Genomic DNA, 22,130 nt, shown 5'->3' on the forward strand with positions numbered 1-22,130 from the left:
AGTGGAAAATGTAGAGAGTTATATTTATTTTTACAATTACAAAAGGATTCATTCAGCTATTGGGTATTTAACCCCAGCAGAAAAGATGGCTGAATTGAAAAAAGTGGCTTGAAATGTGTCCAAGTTGATTAGATCATTACACCGTAACAAAAAGCCTATGATTGTAAAATTAAAAGCTGGAGAACTTTATCCAATTGAAGTAAACTACTTTGAGAGAGGTGGTAGCGCCGGTCTTATTTTATATTACAAAGATTCGGAAAACCGCAGAAACTCAGCTATCCCTAGCTCGTTACTACTTACAAAAACTCTAAGCTTTCGCCAGTGAACTCGCTAAAGACATACGCACCCAAGATGACTTAGCAGACTTGTCTGCCTCATTAGTTAAAATGACCATAGAAGCAACTTGAGTATCACAAAACATAGACAAAATACTCGCATTTACAGGGTCTAAATGTTAAAGAGGCTAGAAAGACTTGCTAACACTAAATACTGTGTTTTTCTCATTCTCATTGGTAGAACTATTTTCTTTGGTTTTAGTAAAACCTAATGCATAGTCTAAACCATCGTAAGATTTACCTAGGCTAAGTCCGTATACCTTGTAACCGTCAGTATTGTCTGTTGTATTAGAATATTTACCAAGAGTTAATGAAAAATCTACATCAGTAATACTAGTGCCATAATTGCCTTCAACATAGTTTGCTGCTTCCTTACGACCACGGTAATAAGTCAAACTAAAATCACCATAAGAGCCGCCGACATAAGCCTCTTTAAAGTCAGCAGCACCATTGTCCTTTGAATAGCGATAATCAATATAGCCAACCTCATAGCCAATACCGTTGTCCAATTCCCCTGAGTAAGCGCCATAATAGTCAAACTCAGAACCACCATCTGTACCAAGACTAGAGCCCCAAATACCTAATGCAAAGCCATTGCCCACACCCCAATCAAATCCACCTTGAATGGCTTTTTTATCATCAGATTGAGTTTTACCACGCCAAACATAATCATTGACAATAGCTATATTAGCACTCACTGCTGATACTTCTGCTTTGTCTTCTGCAAAAGAAGTGGTGCTCATTACTATTAAGCCTGTGATTAATAATAGTTTTTTTGTTAAATTTTTCATATTTTCTCCTTATTTGAGACCTTATTTATGCAAAGGTCTCTTTTAATACTACCAAAAGCAAAACACTTTTGACTTGTTTTATTACTTAACTGTAAATTCTGGGTAAGCGTGCAACCCACACTCTGCAATATCCACGCCTTCGGCCTCTTCTTGCTCTGAAACTCGAACACCCATCACTGCTTTAATCACCAACCAAAGCGCCAGCGATGCACCGAACACCCAAACAAAGATTGTCAAGGCACCGAGCAATTGCCCTGTGAACAATACATCTGCATTGGTCAATGGCACAGCTAACAAGCCCCATAGTCCGACAACACCATGTACAGAAATCGCACCAACTGGGTCATCAATCTTAAATACTCTGTCCAAGGTTGAGATTGAGAACACCACCAAGATACCACCAACTGCACCAATCAAAGTCGCCACTAAAGCGCTCGGCGTGTCTGGTCCTGCAGTAATAGCAACCAAACCTGCCAATGCACCGTTAAGTGCCATTGTTAGGTCGGCTTTGCCCCATAGTATTTTGACCAATAAAAGCGCAGCAATCACACCACCAGCGGCAGCGGCATTGGTATTTAAAAACACCATTGCTACTGCATTTGCACTTTCTTTGCTCGCCATCGCCAATACTGAACCACCATTAAAACCAAACCAACCCATCCATAGAATGAATGTGCCTAAGGTTGCCAATGGCATGTTAGAACCAGGAATCGCATTTGATGAGCCGTCTTTATTGTATTTACCTTTACGAGCGCCAAGCACCAACACGCCTGCTAACGCTGCTGCTGCACCAGCCATATGTACAATACCTGAGCCTGCAAAGTCAGCAAAACCATAATCAGCCAATTTGAATAGCCCAAATACTGCCTCACTACCCCAAGTCCAAGCACCTTCCATTGGGTAAATAATGCCCGTGAAAATCACAGCAAAAGCAAAGAATGCGAATAACTTCATACGCTCTGCTACTGCACCAGAAACAATACTCATGGCAGTTGCCACAAACACCACTTGAAAGAAGAAGTCTGCTGCATTTGAGTATTTATCACCTTGACCGCTAATACCGTCTAGCAACATACCGCCACCATACATCAAATCATATCCATAGACCATATAAGTGGTGCAAGCGATTGCAAACAAACCAATATTTTTGGTTAATATTTCTGTGGTATTTTTACTTCTGACCAATCCTGCCTCTAACATTGAGAAGCCCGCCGCCATCCACATTACCAACGCACCCATCACTAAAAAGTAAAAAGTATCAATGGCAAATTGCATTTCTAAAATTGTATTTTCCATTTCTATCTCCTAAAGTGCTACCGCACCAGTTTCGCCTGTTCTAATACGAACAACCTGCTCTAAATTGCTTACAAAAATCTTGCCATCGCCGATTTTCCCTTCACCATCAGATTTGGCAGCCGTGCTAATTGTTTCAACCACGCTATCAACTTGGTCTGCAGAAATCGCAATCTCTAGCTTGACTTTTGGCAAAAAATCTACCGTATATTCAGCACCACGGTAAAGCTCTGTATGTCCTTTTTGACGACCAAAACCTTTAACTTCTGTTGCTGTAATACCTGAAACACCGATTTCAGATAGTGCCTCTCTAACTTCATCAAGCTTAAAAGGTTTGATGATTGCTGTTATCATTTTCATGTAACTCTCCTGTTGTTTAAAAACAAAAAAAGCCAGCAGTTACGCTTGTAAAAATTTACAAACACAACGGCTGGCTTCTATACCTTTTTTGCAGTTCCCTCTTGAAACTGACGAAAAAAAACGCTTACCTAAACCTTCTCGTAAAAAAGCCTAAATAAACGCCAATGTTCTGTGTTAAATTCCATCTTTGGAAACTAACTAGAGAAATATTATAATCTAAAAATATTTTAGTATGTAAGTTTTCTTAATTGTTTTTATTAATCATGGCCAAATAATCTATCTCGCTCAGGATTTTAATATCAAACTTTTTAGCACCTTCAATTTTCTTTTGCCCGACTTTTTCGCCAATAACCAGATAATCTGTCTTGGCATTTATGCTAGATTGAACCTGCATACCAATTGATTTAGCGTATTTTTTCATCTCATCTCTAGAGGATTCCATTTTGCCAGTAAAGATGATTTTTTTGCCAGTAAAATGATGACCAAGCCCTGCCAATTCTTCTTGTAAAAGAGTTGGCTCTAAATTAAAGTTGTAGTGACTTAACAACTCAAATTCGGTTTTAATGACTTGAAGTCCTGTAACAATAGCTTGTGCAGTTAATTCGGCAAAACCTTCAATATTGGCTATTTTCTCCAAATCTAAATCAAAAACAGCATCCAGAGAGCAAGATTTAAGCAGGTTTTCACAATTCCCTGTGCCCAATCTAACCACACCAAAAGCCGCTAAAAAACGCCAATCTTCGATTTGTTCAATGGTCGATCTGCGACATTCAGTAACCAAATTTTCACTGGTTTTTTCACCAAAACTCATTGCCACTAAATCCTCTACATTTAGTGCATAAATTTCTGAAATTTTACGAATGCCATGCTCATACAATTTCTCAATAGTGACAATACCAAAGCCATCATTGTTAGCCAATATTTTGAAAAAGTACGCCATTTTTCCAATCACTTGTGCTGGACACAAATCGTGATTTACACACATTAAAAAATCAGATTCCCATTGTAATTTTTTGCCACAACTTGGGCAGTTTTTAGGAATATCAGTCTCTACTGATTTTAAAACTTTGTTAATTTTAGGAATGACCAACCCAGAACGAGTAAGCTCAATCACACTGCCCATGCCTAATCCTTGCTCTCTAACCAACCCATAATGATGCCCTGTGGCACGCATAATAGTCGCACCACTCAGCAGTGTAGGCTCTAACTCTGCCACAGGGGTAATCTTCCCAGTGCGTCCCACTTGCGGGGTAACGGATAGCACTTTAACTTGCGCTTTGTCCTTGTTTTCTTTAAAAGCAATTTGCCAACGATGGAATTTTCTATTTGCCCCCATTTGGGTTTTTAGGGCGTTGTTCGTAACTTCAAATACAACACCATCTACATCAAAATCCACGCTACTGAGCATTTCTTGCACAATACGCTCAAACTGAGATTCTAATTCGCTCATACTGCCAATCCAGTTAGGCAGTTGATTAAAAGGTGCAAATAAAGCGGCTTTATCAGCAATGGCTTTTTTTGCCATCATATCCAGTTCTTTTTCCTTAATCAAGCTGGCTTGAAAATTGCGTGGATATTCAAAATCTTTAGACAAATAGGCTTCAAAATAACTTTTCTTGACCACAATTTCACCTGCGCCTTGTCCACGCTTAGCGTCCTTATAAACCTGCAATCCACGCTCAAATACACGGGTAATATCACTGCCTTTTTTACCGTCGCCTCGGGTATAAAGATGACTGCCATCGTCATAACCTGCAAAACCATCTAACTTAGGCGTGGCTTTAATTTCAATATTTTGTATACCCAAATCAATCTCGGCACTGGATTTTTTAATACGCTCTAACCACTTGACTACTTCCTCTTGAGAGTAGGCTTTGTCGGTGGAAAGCATAATTTCCGGCAACAAGACTTTATCGGTGGAAAAACTTTCCCCTTCTGGCTCAACAGTTTTTAATAACGGGTGATTTGGTGTACGCTTTTTAAGCGCAGCAAGATAAACAAAATCATAATCTTGATCACTAATAATAGAGTTGCCAGCACGATATGAAGTGTTGGCTAATTCGCAAAAATCCGCCAACTGCTGGTCGGACAATTCATCTACTAGAAGTATTTTGTCAATAATGGCTTGTGATAACGCCATTGATTTCTATTTGAATTGTTCAGCGATATTGCTTAAAAGTTCGTAACTAAAATCAATGGTTTCTTGTGTATTTTCCTCAGACAAATCATTAAAAGTTACTTCAGTTACATTACTGCTAATTTGCTTAACAATGATTTGGTACGATCCTCTAATCGCATCATCGCCAAAGATGCGTGAAAAAACACCTTTGTCTTTGTTTTGGGCAACATTGACATAAAAACTGCCTTCTTTCACATCTTTATCTTCAACATCAATACCTAACTGGTCAAGTGCCCAGCTAATACTTTCCCAAGTGTCGTATTGTCCCAAAGAGAATTTAAGTTTTGTATAACCGCCAATGCCTTTCACTATTTCTACGCTAGATTTTTTCTGCTTTATAGTAGCAGTAATTTGCTCTCTGGCAATAGCGTGATTACCACCAAGATAAACCATAAATCGATACAACATTTCTGTTTCTAACGAATCGTCCTTAGGTCGCGCCTGCCAAACGGTATTTTCATCTTCATCTCCTGCTCTGGTAATAACTTCTTCCATAGAATTTAAAGTGAAGTGAATTTCGGTTTTGTTGCCATCATTAATAGGCTCAATTCTTATCCTATATTTGTCAACAATTGGCAACGCATATTTTGCAGAAACTACCTTTTTTAACATCGAACGAATTAAGCCAATTGATTGGTCAGGAATTTCAGGGCGATTTTCCAAGAAATCTGTCTCCATAACGCCAATTTTCTTGTCAGATTTCTTAATGGCAAAACCGTGTGATTTGAAGAAACTTCTGGCCAAATCCCAAACTGAATCTACTTTTTTGTCAACTACAAGCCAGCGAATTTGACCCGATCTTTTAATTTCAACATTTGTAAACCCGCCTAAAACGCTTGTCGCTTTTTTGTTGGCAAGTTCATTTTTAGAAAAACTGATGGTGTCTTCTTCAATATTTGAGACATACTCACTTAATTTGAACGCATTCTGAGAATTTGGTTTGGTTAAATCTGGCGGTATTTTTAAAGAAGTTACCGTCTTATTTGAATAGTATTGAATGTCTTTTTTGCCCAAACCTTGTTTTGTGGATTTGTTGTCTTTGCTACCGAATGGAAAACAACCTACCAAAGAAAAAGCAAGCAGTACAATGGTTATTTTTTTCATCTTGATATAACTCCTAAATTAGATAAATCTTGCTCTAATACGCTCCGAGCCTGTGGTGATAATTTTGTTAATGGCAAGCGAATGCCACTGTCGCATTTTCCCATTTTGTATAACGCCCATTTTACTGGGATTGGATTGGATTCAATAAACAAATGTTGATGTAAATCATATAAATTTGCATTAATACTTTCAGCGGTTTTTCTGTCTTCGTTAAAAGCCGCTTGATAAGCGCTAGATACTTCTGCTGGGGCAACATTGCAAGTAACTGAAATACCGCCATGGCCGCCCATCAAAATAAACTCAACCGCTGTTGCATCGTCGCCACTATATAACAAGAAGTCTTCTGGGCATTGTTCAATTAATGCTTGGGCTACAGTTAAATCACCTGTAGCATCTTTAATGCCAATAATATTTTTAATCACTGATAAGCGCACCGCCGTTTCTACCGCTAAATCTACCGCTGTTCTACCTGGCACATTGTACAAAATTTGATCAATATCCACCGCCTCAGCAACGGCCTTATAATGCTGATAAAGCCCTTCCTGTGTTGGTTTGTTGTAATATGGCGTTACCAAAAGCACAGCGTCAGCGCCCATGTCTTTGGCAGCCTGCGTGAGTTCAATCGCCTCAGAGGTGGAATTAGCGCCTGTGCCTGCAATAATCGGAATGCGTCCTTTGGCAAACGCCAGAGTTTTTTGCATTACCTCGATGTGCTCACTTTGATTAAGCGTTGCACTCTCACCCGTTGTCCCCATGGAAACAATGGCGTGGGTATTGTTCTCAATATGGAATTCAACCAAGGATGCCAAAGCGTCAAAATCTACCGAACCATCTTCAAGCATCGGAGTAATAAGGGCGACCATAGCGCCAGTTATTGGGTGTTGAATACGCATTACATTATTAGAGACCTTTGTATAATTATAAATAACTGCCAAAATGCCCTCTTTCATCAACTTGGAAACTTTTTAAAAACATCCTTAGCCTTGCTAGGGCAGAGTTTAAAAAAATTCCCAATTTAATAAAATCTGTCATTTTATTGATTACCCATCATTATACAAAAGCCTCTATTATATAGAGACCTTTGTATAAATATGGAGGATTAGCAGAATTCAATTTTTGTTAAATTGGTATTTTTTTAAACTCTGCCCTAGCAAGGCTAAGGCTGGGTTTAAAAAAATTACCAAGTTGGTAAAAAGTGGATTTTTGATGATTATTCATATTTATGCAAAGGCCTCATGGTTTTTTAAATATAAAAAACCCACTAAAATAAAATTTCAGTGGGTTTTTCAACTTTACGCTATATTCTTATAAATTATAACCTATCTCCTCATGCGAACTAATGTCTAACCCTTGCTGCTCCTCTTCTGCACTGACTCTTAATCCGGTAATCGTATTAACCACTTTAAGAATAATATAAGTTGCAACTGCCGTATAAGTAAAGGTTGCCACCACGCCGACGAATTGCACGCCGACTTGTGAGGCAATGGTCATACCCTCAGCCAAACCCTGTCCGCTAAACAAACCCAACTCGCTTGAAGCGAACACGCCAGCCAACAATGTGCCTAACACGCCGCCTACGCCATGCACTGGAAAAACATCTAAAGAATCATCAATTTTTAATTTTTGTTTAATAATAATTACAGCGTTAAAACAAACAACACTGGCAATAAAACCAATAACCAGTGCGCCCGCAGGACCAACAAAACCTGAAGCTGGTGTAATCGTGCCCAATCCCGCAACCATACCTGTAACCGTGCCTAATGCGGTTGGTTTGCCAAACTTAATCCACTCATAAAACATCCAAGTTATTGCCGCCGTTGCCGCCGAGATATGGGTTACCAACATTGCCATTGCCGCATCGCCATTTGCCGCTAAAGCCGAGCCGCCGTTAAAACCAAACCAGCCAACCCAAAGCATACCTGCGCCAGTCACGACCATTGTCATATTATGCGGTGGCATTGGTTTGTGTCCAAATCCTTTGCGTGGACCCACAACAATTGCTGCCACTAAAGCACCAACACCTGCGGTAATATGCACTACTGTGCCGCCTGCAAAATCTAATAAGCCCATTTCTTGCAACCAGCCACCACCCCACACCCAATGCGTGATTGGTGCATAAACCACAATTAACCAAAATGCACTAAACAGCAATACGGCAGAAAACTTCATTCGCTCCGCAAAACCGCCCACAATTAATGCAGGGGTAATAATAGCGAATGTCATTTGGAATAATGCAAATAAACTCTCAGGAATATCACCACTTAATGAACCTTCAAGCACGCCTGATAACATAAATTTGGACAAGCCACCAAAATAAGCATTACCCTCAGAAAAAGCGATTGAATACCCAACAACCAACCACAAAACCGAAGCAATAGCTGCAATGGCAAAACATTGCATTAACACCGATAAAATATTTTTACTACGGACCAAGCCGCCATAAAACAACGCCAAACCTGGTAAAGTCATAAATAAAACTAAGGCTGTGGAGGTTAAAATCCACGAAGTATTTGCCCCGTCTAAACCCTCTGCAAACACGCTCATTGGCATTAATGCCAATAAAATTAAATATTTTTTCATTTTATTCCTCTTACAGTGCGTCTTGGTCAGTTTCACCTGTACGAATACGAACTACCTTTTCTAAATTAGAAACAAAAATCTTACCATCGCCCACTTTGCCAGTGTTGGCAGTATTGCTGATTGCCTCAATGACACTATCTAGTTGCGACGCTGAAATTGCAATTTCTAATTTAACTTTAGGCAAAAAATCAATTTGATATTCTGCACCACGGTACATTTCTGTATGGCCTTTTTGACGACCAAAGCCTTTCACTTCAGTAACGGTAACACCGGATACGCCCGCCTCCGATAAAGCCTCTCTCACATTATCCAACTGATGTGGTCTAAGAATTGCAGTTACAAATTTCATACTTTTCTCCTATGTAATAAGCCATTTATTATACAAAAAATCACCTCTCATTTTTAACAAACCTTATTAATTCAGTGTGTTAAGTAAATCGGGGCGTTTTTTCTGTGTATTTTTCTTGGCTTGTGCTGCTCGCCAAGCATCAATATTCGCCTGATGACCACTGAGTAAAACTGCTGGCACACTTTGATTATCAATTGTCTCAGGGCGAGTGTAATGCGGGCAATCCAACGAGCCATTAGCAAATGAATCGTTAAGCGAGTCTTGATTGCCCAACACACCTGAAATTTGCCGACTGAGTGCATCAATCACCACCATCGCAGCCAACTCGCCGCCACTAATAACAAAATCACCAATTGATATCTCTCTATCAACATCGTACTGAATAACCCGCTCATCAATACCTTCATAACGCCCACACAACAAGATAATTGACTTAAGTTTAGACAGCTCAACAACCAAATTATTGTCTAATTTCTCCCCCTGTGGCGAGAGATAAATCACCGTTGTATCGGGATTATCTTGTTTGATTTTACTAAGGCAATCACGAATAGGCTTAACCTGCATCACCATCCCCGCACCGCCGCCATACGGTGCATCGTCAATATTACGGTGTTTGTTGTTGCTAAAATCTCGAAGTTGCCAAGTGTTAATAGATAGCAAGGATTTTTTAATCCCACGCGCAATTACCCCCTCGTCTTTAATTGCTGAGAACATTTCAGGGAATAGTGTGATTACATCAAAGCGCATTAAGCCAAAATATTTTTAAGAACTTGATAATAAATATCGCTCAAATCTTCTAAATCTTTCACACTTACGCATTCATCTACTTGATGAATGGTGGCGTTTAACGGACCGAGTTCTACCACTTGTGCACCCAGTATAGGCGCAATAAAACGCCCATCAGAAGTACCACCTGAAGTGGATAATTCACTGTCAATACCTTTAACTTCTTTAATCGCCTGAGTGCAAGCACTAACCAAATCGCCCTTAGGCGTTAGGAAGGGGTAGCCCGAATGATTCCAATCAATTTTGTATTCAAGGGCGTGTGAGTCTAGGATTTCACATACTCTTTTTTGTAGGCCTTCATGGGTTGATTCACTAGAATATCTAAAATTAAAAACCATCTCAACTTCAGCAGGAATAACATTGGTTACTCCTGCTCCTGAATGCATATTAGACACCTGAAAACTGGTGGCTGGAAAATAGTCATTGCCCTCGTCCCACACCTCAGCAATCAAACTATTTAATACCGGTGCTAATAAGTGAATAGGGTTATTTGCTAAATGTGGATAAGCAATATGCCCTTGCTTACCAATGAGTGTTAGCGTGGCATTCAGTGAGCCTCGTCTGCCATTTTTGATTACATCGCCCAATTGTTCGCTTGAAGATGGCTCACCCACTAAGCAATAATCCACCGCTTGGTTTTGCGCTTTTAGATACTCACATATCTTGATTGTACCATCCACCGCAGGCCCTTCTTCGTCAGAGGTAATAAGAAAACCAATACTGCCTTTGTGTGCTGGAAAATCCTTAACAAATCGCTCAGTTGCGGTAATCATTGCTGCCAAAGAACCTTTCATATCCGCAGCACCCCGTCCATACAACAGCCCATCAATCACTGTTGGTTTGAAAGGGTCGGTTTTCCAATTTTTACCCACTGGCACAACATCGGTATGCCCTGCAAATACAAATGCAGGTGCAATATTGCCTCGTTTTGCCCAAAAATTATCAACTTCACCAAATTTTAAATCGTCAATTTCAAAACCAATTTCTCTTAGCCTGTCAGTCATTAGTTTTTGACAGCCTTTATCATCAGGGGTAACCGAATTAATTGAGATTAAGTCCTTCGTTAATTGTAATATGCCGCTCATGTGTTTATTTTAATAGTAATTCAATTGTAGGATTATCTCTCACATTAATAACTTGACTAAGTGCCTCAATATCGCCCACCTGTCTCATTGCTGATCCAGACTTGCTTAGGCGTGCCACGGCAAGCACTTGTGAGGATTGTGATAATTTTTTACTTGGCATGACCGAGTTATCATCGGTTAAAGTAACAGCACCTGTAAAGTCTTTTAACTTGATTTTTTGAATGGCAATTGGCATTGGTCTGCCTCGTGCGGCTTTAACATAGATCATTAAATAATGGTGACTAAACTCTGCTTGACGCAGGCGTTCAGACAAGGTAACTTTAATCGTTACTTGAAGTTTGGATGCTGGCTCTTCTTGGCTTGATATTGGTTTTTTACCACCTTGAACCTTCGACAACTGATCTAACATTTTCTGCAAAATTGCTTTGTCTGGCTGACCCTCAGGTAGTAACGACAACGCTTTTTGCCAAAGTTTTTGTGCCAATCCTAATTGCTGCGCATTAACCGCAACCCGGCCTGCTAAATATAGGGCATCTGGTGCATTTTCATCAATTTCTAATGCCTCACGCACTAAAGTAGAAACGCGACCGGTAAATTGATTGTCTTGTGCGGTTGCCAAGGTTGAAGCATATTCAACCAACATTGCTACATCTTTTGGTTTTAGCTCGTAGGAGCGCTGATAAGCCTCTAAAGAGCCCTTAGTATCATTAAATTCAAACAACGCTAACCCTAACGCTCTCCATGCCTCAGCATCGTTAGGTTGCTCGGCCACATGTTGCTTGATTTTACTAATGCTTTGCGTTAAAGTTGGTGCTATCTCTAATTTTGCACTAACAATGCTTTGCGAAGTCAGCGACTGATATATACCCCAAGAAGCACCAATCAAAAACACCACAATTAAAACTGGCAACCAGAGTGGCACATTTTTTTGAGTATCGACAGTAATGTCTGTTGTGTGCTCCATCTCCATGGCTAAAGTTTGTGCAATTTCATCATTGGCCTGTTCAAATGCCTGCTCATCAATTAAGCTTGCTTGCAAGTCTTGTTTTAATTCTACTTGTTTTTGTCTGCCTAACGCAATATTGGATTTTTCAAGATTAAAAGCGTTGGTTTTCAACGGTCGATATAAAAACCACATTAGCCATAATACTGAAACAAACAACATTAAGGCGACCCATAAATAGAAAGTCATACGCCAATCCTTACTTTAAGTCTATATCGCCTATCAAATGCCGCCAGTAAAGCGCCGAATACGATAAATAATCCCCCCAACCAAATCCATCTAATAAGTGGCTTGTAATACAATCTTAAACTCCATGCACCCTCGCCCAAAGATTCGCCCAAAGCCACATAAATATCACGATAAAATGATGGGTCAATCGCCGCTTCAGTCATCGGCATACCCGTCACATATTGGCGTTTTTCAGGTCGTAAAGTGGCAATTTTCTCGCCCTGGTATGCTACATCAATCACGCCTTTGCTGCCTGTATAGTTTGCACCATTAAGGTTTTCAACTCCTCTAAAAGTAAAGGCGTAACTCTTAATTTCCACGGTTTCGTTCAGCGACATTTTAATGTCTTTTTCTACGCCGTATTGCGTGGTAACTGTTGCACCCAGTAAAAATACAGCAATGCCAATATGTGCTACAATCATCCCAAAAAACGCCATATTGGGCTTGCCCTTTTGACGCAATCTTTGCACCAACAAAGTCAAGGAATGCAGGACAATCCATGCAAACAAAAACAACGCCAGCACCACAAAAATATTGTCTATTGACAAAAATACAATGAGTGTCAATGTCAAAATCACAAACACGATATGTATGATTAAATCAACCACTCGGCTGATACTGTCTTTTTTCCAACGCAAAAACGCCCCGACTGCCATTACCAACACCGCTGGTATCATAATTGGCACAAATACCACATCGAAATACGGCGCACGTACTGAGATTTTCCCCAACCCTAATGAATCTAACAACAACGGATACAGCGTGCCTAAAAACACGCTCAACATAGCGGCAACCAACAAGATATTGTTAATCAGCAGCCCGCTTTCCCTAGAAAATGGCGCAAACTGATGACTGCTTCGCATTAAATGAGCACGCCAAGCATACAAACCCAGCGAACTACCGACCACAATCACCAAAAATATCAAGATAAACAAACCCCTAGCAGGGTCTGCGGCGAACGAATGCACTGAGGTTAAAATACCTGAACGCACTAAAAATGTCCCCAATAAACTCAAAGAAAACCCTGAAATAGCCAGTAATACCGTCCAATGCTTAAAAGCACCGCGTTTCTCACTCACGCTCAACGAATGCACCAAGGCAGTTGCCACCAACCACGGCATAAACGAGGCGTTTTCTACGGGATCCCAAAACCACCAACCGCCCCAGCCGAGCTCATAATAAGCCCACCAAGATCCTAGCGTAATACCAAAGGTCAAAAACGCCCAAGCAATCAATGTCCAAGGGCGTGACCACCTGAGCCAAGTGGAATCTAGCTGCCCACGAATCAAAGATGACAATACAAAAGCGAACGGTATCGCCATTCCCACATAACCCATATACAGCATCGGTGGATGAATAATCAAGCCAAAATCTTGTAATAACGGATTTAACTCTCGCCCCTGCATAGGTACAATATCTAGGCGCTCAAACGGATTGGAGGTTAGCAATAAAAACAACAAAAAGCCGATACTAATCAGTCCTAATATAATCAAAATATGGTTTAAAACCTCTGATGGCAAACGCTTAGAAAAAATCGATACTGCCACACTCCAAGCTGATAATATTAACGCCCATAACAACAAAGAACCCTCATGCGCCCCCCAAACAGCAGACATTTTAAACAAACTTGGTAACTGAGTATTAGAGTTCCCTGCCACATATTTCACCGAGAAATCGTCCACCAAAAAAGCGTTCATCAACAATGCAAAAGACACTGCAATCCAAAAAAACTGCATCCACAACAAAGGCCTAGACAGCTGTGTTAAGGCAAAATTCCCCCGCCATACCCCTACACTAGGCAACACCACTTGTAACACAGTAGCCATCAAGGCCAAGATTAATGCAAAATGTCCAATTTCAGGTAGCATAACTATATCTTAATCATCGAAAAAATCTATTATTATATCTAAACTACCATAATTAATCACAATATCTGCACGCTCAATTACTGCAGGTTTGGCGTGATAAGCCACCGACAATCCTGCCACTGCCATCATTTCTAAATCATTTACCCCATCACCCACCGCAATTACTTGACTGGGCAATACCTGATGCTTTGCACACAATTCAGCAACAAACTCAGCCTTGGCAGTAGCGTTAATAATGTCGCCTTCAACCTTGCCTGTTAAGTGATTATTCTCAATCGCCAATGTATTAGCACGCTCATAATCCAGCCCAATATCTTGCGCCAAACGCTGGGTAAAATACCTAAATCCGCCCGATACAACCGCCGTTTTTATTCCTTGCATTTTTAAGAATTGAACCAATTCCTTGCCACCAGAATTCACCCTTAAGCGTTCAGTATAAACTCGGTCTAGTACTTCTATACCCAACCCCTTCAACAAAGCCACGCGTTCAACCAGAGACACATTAAAATCCAGATCGCCCCGCATTGTCTTCTCAGTAATTGCCACTACTTGTGGTTTAAGGTTGGCAAAATCAGCAATCTCATCAATACACTCAATGCTAATCAGCGTCGAATCCATATCGCTAACAAAAAGTGCCACTTGAGAAAAATCAAACGCATTGGGCAGATAGTTCAAATCAACTTGAAACTCCTTCCTTAAGTCATTAAGAGAGGATGAGTAATCAGAATACAGGCGAAAATGCGTCGATCTTCGCTCAACACTGGCTGAGATTTTTTCTGATATTTGTGTCGCTAACTGTTGCTCTTGGCTATGCAGAATAATTGTATTCATAAACTCACCTGTATAGTTAGCCGTAATATGGTGCGGAAGGAGAGACTCGAACTCTCACGCCTTTCGGCACTGGAACCTAAATCCAGCGTGTCTACCAATTCCACCACTCCCGCGTGGTTGTGGCATTATACACTTTGTCTATGTTAAAATAAGAAATTTACAACAACTAAGGACGAAAAAATGACAACCAACAATGCAGTATTAGCAATGGCAGGGATTTTTATTATGATTTCACTCTTACTGGGTGGCATAGATTTTAACGAACCGAACTGGCTATGGTTCACTTTCTTTGTCGGTTTTAACTTATTTCAATCTGCATTTACAGGCTTTTGTCCAGCAGCCAAAATCTTCAAAGCAATAGGACTTAAAGACAGTAATTGTTGCACTAAAGACTAACGCTTAAGCATCAAACCAGTTTAGTTTTTCCCTTAACTTTACCACCTCGCCAACGATAATGAGTGTTGGCGCATGGATGGTTTCGTTTGCCACCAAATTAGGCAATTCTGCCAGCAAAGTGGTGTGCACTTTGTGCTCAGGTGTGGTGCCTTTTTCCACCAAGGCAACTGGCATATTGCCCCGCATACCATGGGCAATAAGTTGCTCTGAAAGGTGTTGTGCGCCTTTGAGTGCCATATAAAACACAATAGTTTGTTGCTCAACGGCTAATTCCTGCCAAGGCAAATTCATACTACCGTCTTTAAGATGCCCTGTTACAAACCGACAAGACTGCGAATAATCCCGATGTGTCAGCGGAATACCCGAATAAGTTGAGCAGCCAGAAGCCGCCGTAATCCCTGGTACTACTTGAAAAGGAATGCCATTTTCTGCCAAGGTTTCAATCTCTTCTCCGCCTCGCCCAAAAATAAATGGATCGCCACCTTTAAGCCGACAAACCCGCCTACCCTGCTTGGCCAAATCCACCAATAATTGATTAATCCCATCCTGCGGCACGCTGTGATTATCCCGCTCTTTACCTACATAAATCAGCTCCGCATCACGGCGCACCAACTCCATCACCTCAGGCGAAACTAGGCGGTCATACAACACTATATCTGCTTGCTGCATCAAACGCAACGCCTTGAAAGTCAGCAAATCCGCATCCCCCGGCCCGCCACCAACCAAATACACCTCGCCCATCTCACTGTTGCTACTGCCATCAAGTTGCGCTTGCAAATCAGCTTTGGCTTCGGCTATCTTGCCAACAAATACTTTTTCTGCCACCACCCCTGAAAACGCCTTTTCCCAAAAATAACGCCTGTCTTCTATATGGCTAAATTTGGCCTTCACTTGCGCCCTAAAATCACCTGCCAATTGCGCCAATTTCCCATACGCATTCGGCAATGTGCTTTCTAGTTTGGCACGAATTAAGCGTGCTAGCACAGGTGCTTTTCCTGCGGAAGAAATAGCAATCACAATCGGGCTTCTATCGACAATAGATGGTACTATAAACGAGCACAAATCAGGCGAATCCACCACATTCACAGGAATATTAGCCGCCTTTGCCATCCTAGATACTTGCGCATTTAACGCCGTATCATCCGTAGCGGAAATCACTAAAACTTGTGCGTCAATATCACTGGCTTCAAAGTCTTTTTGAATGACAGTAATTTTCTTATCTTCTGCTAATTTTGTAATACCATCACAAAACGCCCTAGATACGCAAACAACCTGTGCATTCGCCTTAAGCAACAGAGTGATTTTACGATAAGCAATATCGCCACCACCCACCACCAAGCACGGCTTTTGCGTCAATTCAATAAAAATAGGTAAGTAATTCATACGCCATATTATAATGTGCTTATGTCAAATAAACACCACACTTGTCCTTTTTCCCATTTAATCCTCAGCGGTCGCTGTGCCTGCGAATTTGCCGCCAAAGACTGCATCGCCGAAAAAGAATTTGGCACCTGTCTCAAACAGTCCTGCTCAAACAACTGTCAATCTCTCTACCACCAGCTCAGGGAAAACAGCACTTTTGTCCTAAAATCACACCATCAATCTAGCCTCAGCGTCGGCCAACAATCCAAAATAAAAATGGGTGGCCTACTCGCCCTGCAAGAAATCATCACCCATTCACCTACCAATACAATCAGAAATATCACCGTATTAGTTGATAAGATTAAACAAGAATATGGCACTTTTACACAAATCCCCTTCTCTCAACTCATGCCTAAAATCGCCAAATTCAAATTCAGAATCCGAAATTAAGGATTAATTGTTAATGGGGAAGGTCTTGCCTTCGCTTTAACTCTGAACAAACGCCCTAATGATTGATTGCTTTTCTGCTTGAATGGCTTTTGCAATATTTTGTTTGTCCAACTTAGCAACATCAATTGTATTGAGTAAATCTCGTAATTCGGTAATACGCTTGGTATTAATTCCTAATAATTCAAAAGTTCTGAGTAATTCTGCAAAGCGTTCTTGTCGCCTAAGGGCATCGGTTTTTACAAAAAAATCAAATACCTCATCGCTAGATTGCGTGTCAAACTTCGTTGCAAACTGATAAGTCATATTCACCAATGTTGCCAGTTGCTGGTATTTTTTTGGACATTTAATATTATCACACAATGCAGAAATTGCGCTTGGCTTCTCATCTTTTAACCAAACACTAAACTTGATGTGTGGATCAGTAGCACCTAACTTGTCCAGTATTAAAAACAGGTTTTGATGGCTGTGATGTTCCTGAGTCTTAAGCGACGAAAAAACTCTCTCATAAGCGCCACAAGCCGACAATACCTTAAAAAAAGCCGATGGTGTATCGTAGCTCAGAGACTTTTCCAATTCTCTAAAAACTCGTTCAGGCGTAAGGGTATTAACTTCACCTGAGGCAACCATATCTTTCATTAGTTGGTGGGTCGTATGTGCTACCTTAAAGCCAAGAGGCTTAAAGCGTGCGGCAAAACGCGCCACACGCAAAACACGCACTGGATCTTCGCTAAAAGCGGCAGATACATGGCGCAAAATGCCATTGTTTAAGTCCTCTTGCCCGTTAAATGGATCGAATAATTCACCGTCTTTCTGGGCGATGGCATTGATGGTTAAATCACGGCGAGATAGGTCTTGTTCAAGGGTTACGGATTTGGAAATGTCGAATTCAAAGCCTTTGTAACCTTTGCCAATTTTTCGCTCCACTCTGGCAAGTGCATATTCCTCTTGTGTGCCTGGATGTAAAAATACAGGAAAATCTTTGCCCACTTGGCGGTAACCTAAATCCAGCATTTCTTCAGGAGAAGATCCTACGATAAGCCAGTCCTTTTCAGTATGTTCATCAGCAATGCCTAATAGCTGGTCTCGGACAGCGCCACCGACTAAATACTTTTTCATGATTATTATAGGTAAATCAAAGAAATAAAAGCCCCTATAATACACGAATGAATTCACTTAAAAGACACCTCTAAATGCACATTCATATTCTTGGTATTGCTGGCACATTTATGGGGTCTTTGGCGCTGATTGCCAAACAAATGGGACATCTAGTTACTGGACAAGACCAAGGGGTTTATCCACCAATGAGCGTTCAACTTGATGAACAAGGCATCAATTACACACACGGCTATCACACCCAAGATTTACCCATCGCCGATACTTATATTATTGGCAATGCGCTATCACGGGGGAATGCTTGTGTGGAGGAAATTCTCAACCGACAATATGCCTACACTTCAGGAGCACAGTGGCTGAGTGAAAATGTGCTGCGTAATAAGTGGGTACTTGCTGTTGCTGGCACACATGGCAAAACCACTACTGCCAGTATGTTGGCGTGGATTTTGGAGGATGCGGGTTACAATCCGAGTTTTCTGATTGGAGGAGTGGTGGAAAATTTTGGTGTTTCTTCACGCTTGACTGATTCTAATTTTTTTGTGATTGAGGCAGATGAATACGACACGGCTTTTTTTGATAAGCGTTCAAAATTTGTACATTATCGCCCTAAAACTTTGGTGATTAACAATCTTGAGTTTGACCATGGAGATATTTTTGATTCACTCAAAGATATTCAAAAACAATTTCACCATTTACTACGCACTGTGCCAAATGATGGCTTAATTATCTACCCAGCCAATGAAAATATTGAGCAAGTGATTGAGAAAGGATTTTATTCGCAACAGCAAATATTACCCAGTGCTATGTTATCAATGAGCAATATTGGTACCACATTTGAGATTGAAAACAGCACAGTTGATTGGAATTTATTAGGCGAACACAATATGCAAAATGGCTTATGTTCGGCTTATGCAGCGCATCATGTGGGTGTACCGTTTGCCGTGGTTTGTGAGGCGTTAAATAGTTTTCAAGGCGTTAAACGCCGTTTAGAAATCAAACATCAAACCGAGTCAATTACTTTATACGATGATTTTGCCCATCATCCAACCGCTATCCAAACCACGCTTGAAGGCTTGCGTAAAAAAGTAGGTGGTGTGCCTATTATTGCTATTTTAGAACTACGCTCCAATACAATGAAATCTGGCGTGCACCAGCAAAGTTTAGTAACAGCATTGGGCGAAGCTGACCAAATTTTTATCTTAAAGCCCAATGTTCAGACATGGGATATTAGCACTTTATTTGATGAGTCAATATTGTTTAACTCAGTGGATGACATTGTTAAACAATTAGGAAAAATATCACACGGTCATTTCGTGGTGATGTCTAATGGTGGTTTTGATGATATTTTTAACAAAATCATACTCACTCTAAAAACTTAAATATTATAAGAGACCTTTGCATAAATATGAATAATCATCAAAAATCCACTTTTCACCCGCTTGGCAATTTTTTAAACCCAGCCTTAGCCCTGCTAGGACAAGGTTTAAGAAAATCACCAATCTGGCAAAAATTGAATTTTGCTAATCATCCCTATTTATGCAAAGGTCTCTATAAATAATTATCCCTAATTTATGCAAGGGCCTTGTAGTCAAGGATTATCCAGCTCTATTTTCTTTCTCTGTTCGCTCTTCTTACGCTGATCTTTATGGCGTAAATCACGCTTGACTTCTTTTACTTTAGCTGGACATTTATGCTGGTCATGGTATAACACCTGACAATGCATACACTGCATACACTCATTATCATTGATATTCCCCTCAGGATGGATAGCATCTACCATACATTCATTAGCGCAAGTTTGACATGGTGTGCCGCAATCTTTGGGGTATCTCTTTAACCAGTTAAAAATTCTCAGTTTGGCAGGAATTGCTAATGCCGCACCAAGTGGGCACAGGTATCGACAATAAAACCGCTCAATAAACAATCCAATAAATAATAGCACCAATGCATACACAACGAATGGCCATGTGCGATTAAAATTTAAAATAATACTTGTTTTAAAAGGCTCAACTTCACTAAAATACTCTGCCAATTCAAGAGAATAAAGAGAGATGCCAAGTAATCCTAGAAATACTAAATACTTGATTGCCCAAAGTCTTTCATGTAGCCACCAAGGAAGTTTAACTTGTGGTACTTTAAAATATTTTGCCACCTTATTCAACAATTCTTGCAAAGCACCAAAAGGACACAACCAGCCACAATACACACCCCGACCCCACAAAATTAAAATAGCAGTTAAAGATGCCCACGAAATAAACACTAACGGGTCAAGCAGGAAAAAATCCCAAGTAAACTTATCCATCAGCACATGCATAAAGGTTAAGACATTAACAACTGATAATTGGTCATTTGATATGAATCCAATCCACACCATTGTAAAGACAAGGAAGGAGTTACGGACAATTACCGTTTTTCTTGCAGAGGTAGTTAATCTGTCTTGTGCAAAGAATATAATGGTCAGTGTTGCTAAAGCGATCATTAAAATAATAATATCTACTTTTTTACTTTCCCAGATATTTTTAATTAAGTTACTTTTTTTAGAGCCTGCATTGTCTTGAATTTTGTTTTTTTCATAGTAGCGTTCAGGTAATTGGTATCTGAGAATATGGTTATAAAATCTCTTTTCATCAACATTAATAGCACGATTAACCAATAAACTAAATTTCCATGTTGCGCTTGGATCAAAACTGGATTTTTCAGGAAGCCTAAATAGCCCAATCTCGGAAAATTTTGGTGACTTTTCAGCATGAGATTTTGCTAATCGCTTATATTGCATATCTCTAAATCGATAAATATTTGCACCTTGTTCAACTGTAAACCTATCAAACAAACCACCACGAACAAAGCCTGTCCCTCTAAATGAATACAATCCTTTTGCCATCACCAAAATAGCATGCTGATCTCCTGATATTTTTTTGGTAAGATTCTTATATTCCGCCTTGCCTAAAATATTTTGACCAATTTCTTCTACACTAACTAATGCAAGATTAAGATTGATAAAGGTATCTTTTGGATTGTCTGATTCTACAATTTTTGCAGCAGCACTATAACCATTTTTTAAATATTTTTCACTAACATCTCCAACACTAATAGTGCTATTAGATATAGCGCCAGAAGATAAGAGTTGTTGCCAACTTTTCTTCTGAATAATCAAGTCTTTTTTAATTTTTCCAGTCTTATCGTTAGAGAGTTTATCTGCCAAACTGGCTAAGTTGATTTCTTTTGAAAATTTCAATACTGCATGTAGAACACTGTCATCAATAACTCGATCAGTTACAGTTGCACCACTAACCGCATCAATTTTCCGACTATCAAATTGATCTTTAAGCCAAGTCTTAACAACATTAAAGTTTTTATATCGAATAAATGTACTGATCAGCTTTTTCTCTGGAATACCAGTTAATACAATAGGCTCTGAGTGTTTTAAGAGTTGCACACCTTGAATTTGACTGTCATTATCAATACCAATAGCAACATGGATAGGTTTGCCAGAATAGCCAATTGTTTCATTGAAATCTGTATTAATAATGACATAGCCTATAGGCTCTTGATTTTGAAAAATACGCAATGCAGAAATGCCGTCCATTTTTTTAACGATACTTGCACTTGGATAGACAATAGATAAATCAATTTTGTCTTCAAATTTATCTAATTGAGTGCCTCCATATGTAATAAAAGACCACAGTATAAATAATGTAAAAACTGATTTTTTTATCCACATAAAGTTTCCAATATTTTTTTACATTTAGAGACCTTTGCATAAATATGAATAATCATCAAAAATCCACTTTTCACCCGCTTGGCGATTTTTTAAACCCAGCCTTAGCCCTGCTAGGACAAGGTTTAATAAAATCACCAATCTGGCAAAAATTGAATTTTGCTAATCATCCCTATTTATGCAAAGGTCTCATTTAGTATTTTATACTACTTCTATACATGTTTATTTGACTTGCATCAAAATTTTACACTCTTGAATTCGCACATTAAGTGCAATTTCTCCTAAGCCGTTAATAAATC

The 22,130-nt window shown here is 39.9% G+C and carries 22 protein-coding genes and 1 tRNA gene; 6 read left to right on the plus strand and 17 right to left on the minus strand.

All coding sequences use genetic code 11. From position 1 onward, the window contains the following. Nucleotides 1-112, plus strand: a 112-nt coding sequence (locus CRYPD_RS03530) for an IS3 family transposase (RefSeq protein WP_171004249.1), incomplete at its 5' end; no start/stop codon positions are given. Between the two features lie 351 nt (nucleotides 113-463). On the opposite strand, the gene CRYPD_RS03540 is transcribed toward CRYPD_RS03530, so the two are convergent. The 14 genes from CRYPD_RS03540 to CRYPD_RS03605 form a co-directional block, all read right to left on the minus strand. Then, nucleotides 464-1,126: a TorF family putative porin gene (locus tag CRYPD_RS03540; protein ID WP_138146198.1), complete on the minus strand. Its 663-nt coding sequence runs from the start codon at nucleotides 1,124-1,126 to the stop codon at nucleotides 464-466. Between the two features lie 81 nt (nucleotides 1,127-1,207). Further along, on the minus strand, nucleotides 1,208-2,422 hold the full coding sequence (locus CRYPD_RS03545) for an ammonium transporter family protein (RefSeq protein WP_138146199.1): 1,215 nt from the start codon (nucleotides 2,420-2,422) through the stop codon (nucleotides 1,208-1,210). Between the two features lie 9 nt (nucleotides 2,423-2,431). After that, nucleotides 2,432-2,779 (minus strand): P-II family nitrogen regulator, encoded by a 348-nt coding sequence (locus tag CRYPD_RS03550; RefSeq protein WP_138146200.1) that lies wholly within the window; start codon nucleotides 2,777-2,779, stop codon nucleotides 2,432-2,434. Between the two features lie 244 nt (nucleotides 2,780-3,023). Then, a complete protein-coding gene (locus tag CRYPD_RS03555) occupies nucleotides 3,024-4,919 on the minus strand; it encodes a helix-hairpin-helix domain-containing protein (protein ID WP_138146201.1) in 1,896 nt (631 codons plus the stop codon). Between the two features lie 6 nt (nucleotides 4,920-4,925). Then, nucleotides 4,926-6,062, minus strand: a complete 1,137-nt coding sequence (gene bamC, locus CRYPD_RS03560; protein WP_138146202.1) for an outer membrane protein assembly factor BamC — start codon at nucleotides 6,060-6,062, stop codon at nucleotides 4,926-4,928. Beyond that, nucleotides 6,059-6,955 carry a 4-hydroxy-tetrahydrodipicolinate synthase gene (dapA, locus tag CRYPD_RS03565; protein WP_138146216.1) on the minus strand — a complete coding sequence of 299 codons (897 nt, stop codon included), beginning with the start codon at nucleotides 6,953-6,955 and terminating at the stop codon, nucleotides 6,059-6,061. The genes bamC and dapA overlap by 4 nt, the downstream gene beginning before the upstream one ends. Before the next feature lie 412 nt (nucleotides 6,956-7,367). Then, entirely contained in the window at nucleotides 7,368-8,642 is a 1,275-nt protein-coding gene (locus tag CRYPD_RS03570; protein WP_138146203.1) for an ammonium transporter, read from the minus strand. Between the two features lie 10 nt (nucleotides 8,643-8,652). Further along, nucleotides 8,653-8,991, minus strand: a complete 339-nt coding sequence (locus CRYPD_RS03575) for a P-II family nitrogen regulator (protein ID WP_138146204.1) — start codon at nucleotides 8,989-8,991, stop codon at nucleotides 8,653-8,655. 66 nt (nucleotides 8,992-9,057) lie between these two features. Beyond that, nucleotides 9,058-9,738: a tRNA (guanosine(37)-N1)-methyltransferase TrmD gene (gene trmD, locus CRYPD_RS03580; protein WP_138146205.1), complete on the minus strand. Its 681-nt coding sequence runs from the start codon at nucleotides 9,736-9,738 to the stop codon at nucleotides 9,058-9,060. Continuing rightward, entirely contained in the window at nucleotides 9,738-10,862 is a 1,125-nt protein-coding gene (gene dapE, locus CRYPD_RS03585) for a succinyl-diaminopimelate desuccinylase (protein ID WP_138146206.1), read from the minus strand. Before dapE ends, trmD begins: the two co-directional genes overlap by 1 nt. Nucleotides 10,863-10,866: 4 nt before the next feature. Further along, nucleotides 10,867-12,054, minus strand: coding sequence for a c-type cytochrome biogenesis protein CcmI (gene ccmI, locus CRYPD_RS03590; RefSeq protein ID WP_138146207.1), 1,188 nt, complete (start codon nucleotides 12,052-12,054; stop codon nucleotides 10,867-10,869). Next, nucleotides 12,051-13,961 (minus strand): heme lyase CcmF/NrfE family subunit, encoded by a 1,911-nt coding sequence (locus tag CRYPD_RS03595; RefSeq protein WP_138146208.1) that lies wholly within the window; start codon nucleotides 13,959-13,961, stop codon nucleotides 12,051-12,053. Before CRYPD_RS03595 ends, ccmI begins: the two co-directional genes overlap by 4 nt. Nucleotides 13,962-13,970: 9 nt before the next feature. After that, nucleotides 13,971-14,792: a phosphoserine phosphatase SerB gene (gene serB / locus CRYPD_RS03600; RefSeq protein WP_138146209.1), complete on the minus strand. Its 822-nt coding sequence runs from the start codon at nucleotides 14,790-14,792 to the stop codon at nucleotides 13,971-13,973. Between the two features lie 28 nt (nucleotides 14,793-14,820). Further along, nucleotides 14,821-14,905: transfer RNA gene (locus CRYPD_RS03605), tRNA-Leu, on the minus strand. 67 nt (nucleotides 14,906-14,972) lie between these two features. Here CRYPD_RS03605 and CRYPD_RS03610 point away from each other — a divergent pair. Then, the gene (locus CRYPD_RS03610; RefSeq protein WP_138146210.1) at nucleotides 14,973-15,188 is read left to right on the plus strand and encodes a YgaP family membrane protein; all 216 of its coding nucleotides are present in this window, start codon (nucleotides 14,973-14,975) and stop codon (nucleotides 15,186-15,188) included. Between the two features lie 3 nt (nucleotides 15,189-15,191). Here CRYPD_RS03610 and cysG read toward each other — a convergent pair whose 3' ends face one another. Continuing rightward, nucleotides 15,192-16,571 (minus strand): siroheme synthase CysG, encoded by a 1,380-nt coding sequence (cysG, locus tag CRYPD_RS03615; protein WP_138146211.1) that lies wholly within the window; start codon nucleotides 16,569-16,571, stop codon nucleotides 15,192-15,194. A 21-nt stretch (nucleotides 16,572-16,592) separates the two neighbouring features. Between cysG and CRYPD_RS03620 the strand changes: the two genes are divergently transcribed. After that, entirely contained in the window at nucleotides 16,593-17,000 is a 408-nt protein-coding gene (locus CRYPD_RS03620; protein ID WP_138146212.1) for a hypothetical protein, read from the plus strand. A gap of 36 nt (nucleotides 17,001-17,036) precedes the next feature. On the opposite strand, the gene CRYPD_RS03625 is transcribed toward CRYPD_RS03620, so the two are convergent. Further along, entirely contained in the window at nucleotides 17,037-18,116 is a 1,080-nt protein-coding gene (locus tag CRYPD_RS03625; protein WP_138146213.1) for a tRNA nucleotidyltransferase/poly(A) polymerase-related protein, read from the minus strand. Between the two features lie 74 nt (nucleotides 18,117-18,190). On the opposite strand from CRYPD_RS03625, the gene mpl reads away from it, so the two are divergent. After that, nucleotides 18,191-19,492, plus strand: a complete 1,302-nt coding sequence (gene mpl, locus CRYPD_RS03630) for a UDP-N-acetylmuramate:L-alanyl-gamma-D-glutamyl-meso-diaminopimelate ligase (RefSeq protein WP_138146214.1) — start codon at nucleotides 18,191-18,193, stop codon at nucleotides 19,490-19,492. A gap of 26 nt (nucleotides 19,493-19,518) precedes the next feature. Further along, on the plus strand, nucleotides 19,519-19,671 hold the full coding sequence (locus tag CRYPD_RS07920) for a hypothetical protein (protein WP_171004304.1): 153 nt from the start codon (nucleotides 19,519-19,521) through the stop codon (nucleotides 19,669-19,671). Between the two features lie 30 nt (nucleotides 19,672-19,701). Here the strand turns inward: CRYPD_RS07920 and CRYPD_RS03635 are convergent, their stop codons facing one another. Continuing rightward, nucleotides 19,702-21,834 carry a NosR/NirI family protein gene (locus tag CRYPD_RS03635; RefSeq protein WP_138146215.1) on the minus strand — a complete coding sequence of 711 codons (2,133 nt, stop codon included), beginning with the start codon at nucleotides 21,832-21,834 and terminating at the stop codon, nucleotides 19,702-19,704. A 44-nt stretch (nucleotides 21,835-21,878) separates the two neighbouring features. Between CRYPD_RS03635 and CRYPD_RS07925 the strand changes: the two genes are divergently transcribed. Further along, on the plus strand, nucleotides 21,879-22,028 hold the full coding sequence (locus tag CRYPD_RS07925) for a hypothetical protein (protein ID WP_171004305.1): 150 nt from the start codon (nucleotides 21,879-21,881) through the stop codon (nucleotides 22,026-22,028). Nucleotides 22,029-22,130: the final 102 nt, after the last annotated feature.

Origin of the sequence: Bathymodiolus heckerae thiotrophic gill symbiont (assembly GCF_900180345.1) — a bacterium.
GTDB lineage: Bacteria > Pseudomonadota > Gammaproteobacteria > PS1 > Pseudothioglobaceae > Thiodubiliella.

What these genes read in the sequence shown, in the direction of transcription:
- CRYPD_RS03540 (WP_138146198.1), bottom strand. Translation starts at nt 1,126, where the DNA reads ATGAAAAATTTAACAAAAAAACTATTATTAATCACAGGCTTAATAGTA.
- CRYPD_RS03545 (WP_138146199.1), bottom strand. Translation starts at nt 2,422, where the DNA reads ATGGAAAATACAATTTTAGAAATGCAATTTGCCATTGATACTTTTTAC.
- CRYPD_RS03550 (WP_138146200.1), bottom strand. Translation starts at nt 2,779, where the DNA reads ATGAAAATGATAACAGCAATCATCAAACCTTTTAAGCTTGATGAAGTT.
- CRYPD_RS03555 (WP_138146201.1), bottom strand. Translation starts at nt 4,919, where the DNA reads ATGGCGTTATCACAAGCCATTATTGACAAAATACTTCTAGTAGATGAA.
- bamC (WP_138146202.1), bottom strand. Translation starts at nt 6,062, where the DNA reads ATGAAAAAAATAACCATTGTACTGCTTGCTTTTTCTTTGGTAGGTTGT.
- dapA (WP_138146216.1), bottom strand. Translation starts at nt 6,955, where the DNA reads ATGCGTATTCAACACCCAATAACTGGCGCTATGGTCGCCCTTATTACT.
- CRYPD_RS03570 (WP_138146203.1), bottom strand. Translation starts at nt 8,642, where the DNA reads ATGAAAAAATATTTAATTTTATTGGCATTAATGCCAATGAGCGTGTTT.
- CRYPD_RS03575 (WP_138146204.1), bottom strand. Translation starts at nt 8,991, where the DNA reads ATGAAATTTGTAACTGCAATTCTTAGACCACATCAGTTGGATAATGTG.
- trmD (WP_138146205.1), bottom strand. Translation starts at nt 9,738, where the DNA reads ATGCGCTTTGATGTAATCACACTATTCCCTGAAATGTTCTCAGCAATT.
- dapE (WP_138146206.1), bottom strand. Translation starts at nt 10,862, where the DNA reads ATGAGCGGCATATTACAATTAACGAAGGACTTAATCTCAATTAATTCG.
- ccmI (WP_138146207.1), bottom strand. Translation starts at nt 12,054, where the DNA reads ATGACTTTCTATTTATGGGTCGCCTTAATGTTGTTTGTTTCAGTATTA.
- CRYPD_RS03595 (WP_138146208.1), bottom strand. Translation starts at nt 13,961, where the DNA reads ATGCTACCTGAAATTGGACATTTTGCATTAATCTTGGCCTTGATGGCT.
- serB (WP_138146209.1), bottom strand. Translation starts at nt 14,792, where the DNA reads ATGAATACAATTATTCTGCATAGCCAAGAGCAACAGTTAGCGACACAA.
- CRYPD_RS03610 (WP_138146210.1), top strand. Translation starts at nt 14,973, where the DNA reads ATGACAACCAACAATGCAGTATTAGCAATGGCAGGGATTTTTATTATG.
- cysG (WP_138146211.1), bottom strand. Translation starts at nt 16,571, where the DNA reads ATGAATTACTTACCTATTTTTATTGAATTGACGCAAAAGCCGTGCTTG.
- CRYPD_RS03620 (WP_138146212.1), top strand. Translation starts at nt 16,593, where the DNA reads ATGTCAAATAAACACCACACTTGTCCTTTTTCCCATTTAATCCTCAGC.
- CRYPD_RS03625 (WP_138146213.1), bottom strand. Translation starts at nt 18,116, where the DNA reads ATGAAAAAGTATTTAGTCGGTGGCGCTGTCCGAGACCAGCTATTAGGC.
- mpl (WP_138146214.1), top strand. Translation starts at nt 18,191, where the DNA reads ATGCACATTCATATTCTTGGTATTGCTGGCACATTTATGGGGTCTTTG.
- CRYPD_RS07920 (WP_171004304.1), top strand. Translation starts at nt 19,519, where the DNA reads ATGAATAATCATCAAAAATCCACTTTTCACCCGCTTGGCAATTTTTTA.
- CRYPD_RS03635 (WP_138146215.1), bottom strand. Translation starts at nt 21,834, where the DNA reads ATGTGGATAAAAAAATCAGTTTTTACATTATTTATACTGTGGTCTTTT.
- CRYPD_RS07925 (WP_171004305.1), top strand. Translation starts at nt 21,879, where the DNA reads ATGAATAATCATCAAAAATCCACTTTTCACCCGCTTGGCGATTTTTTA.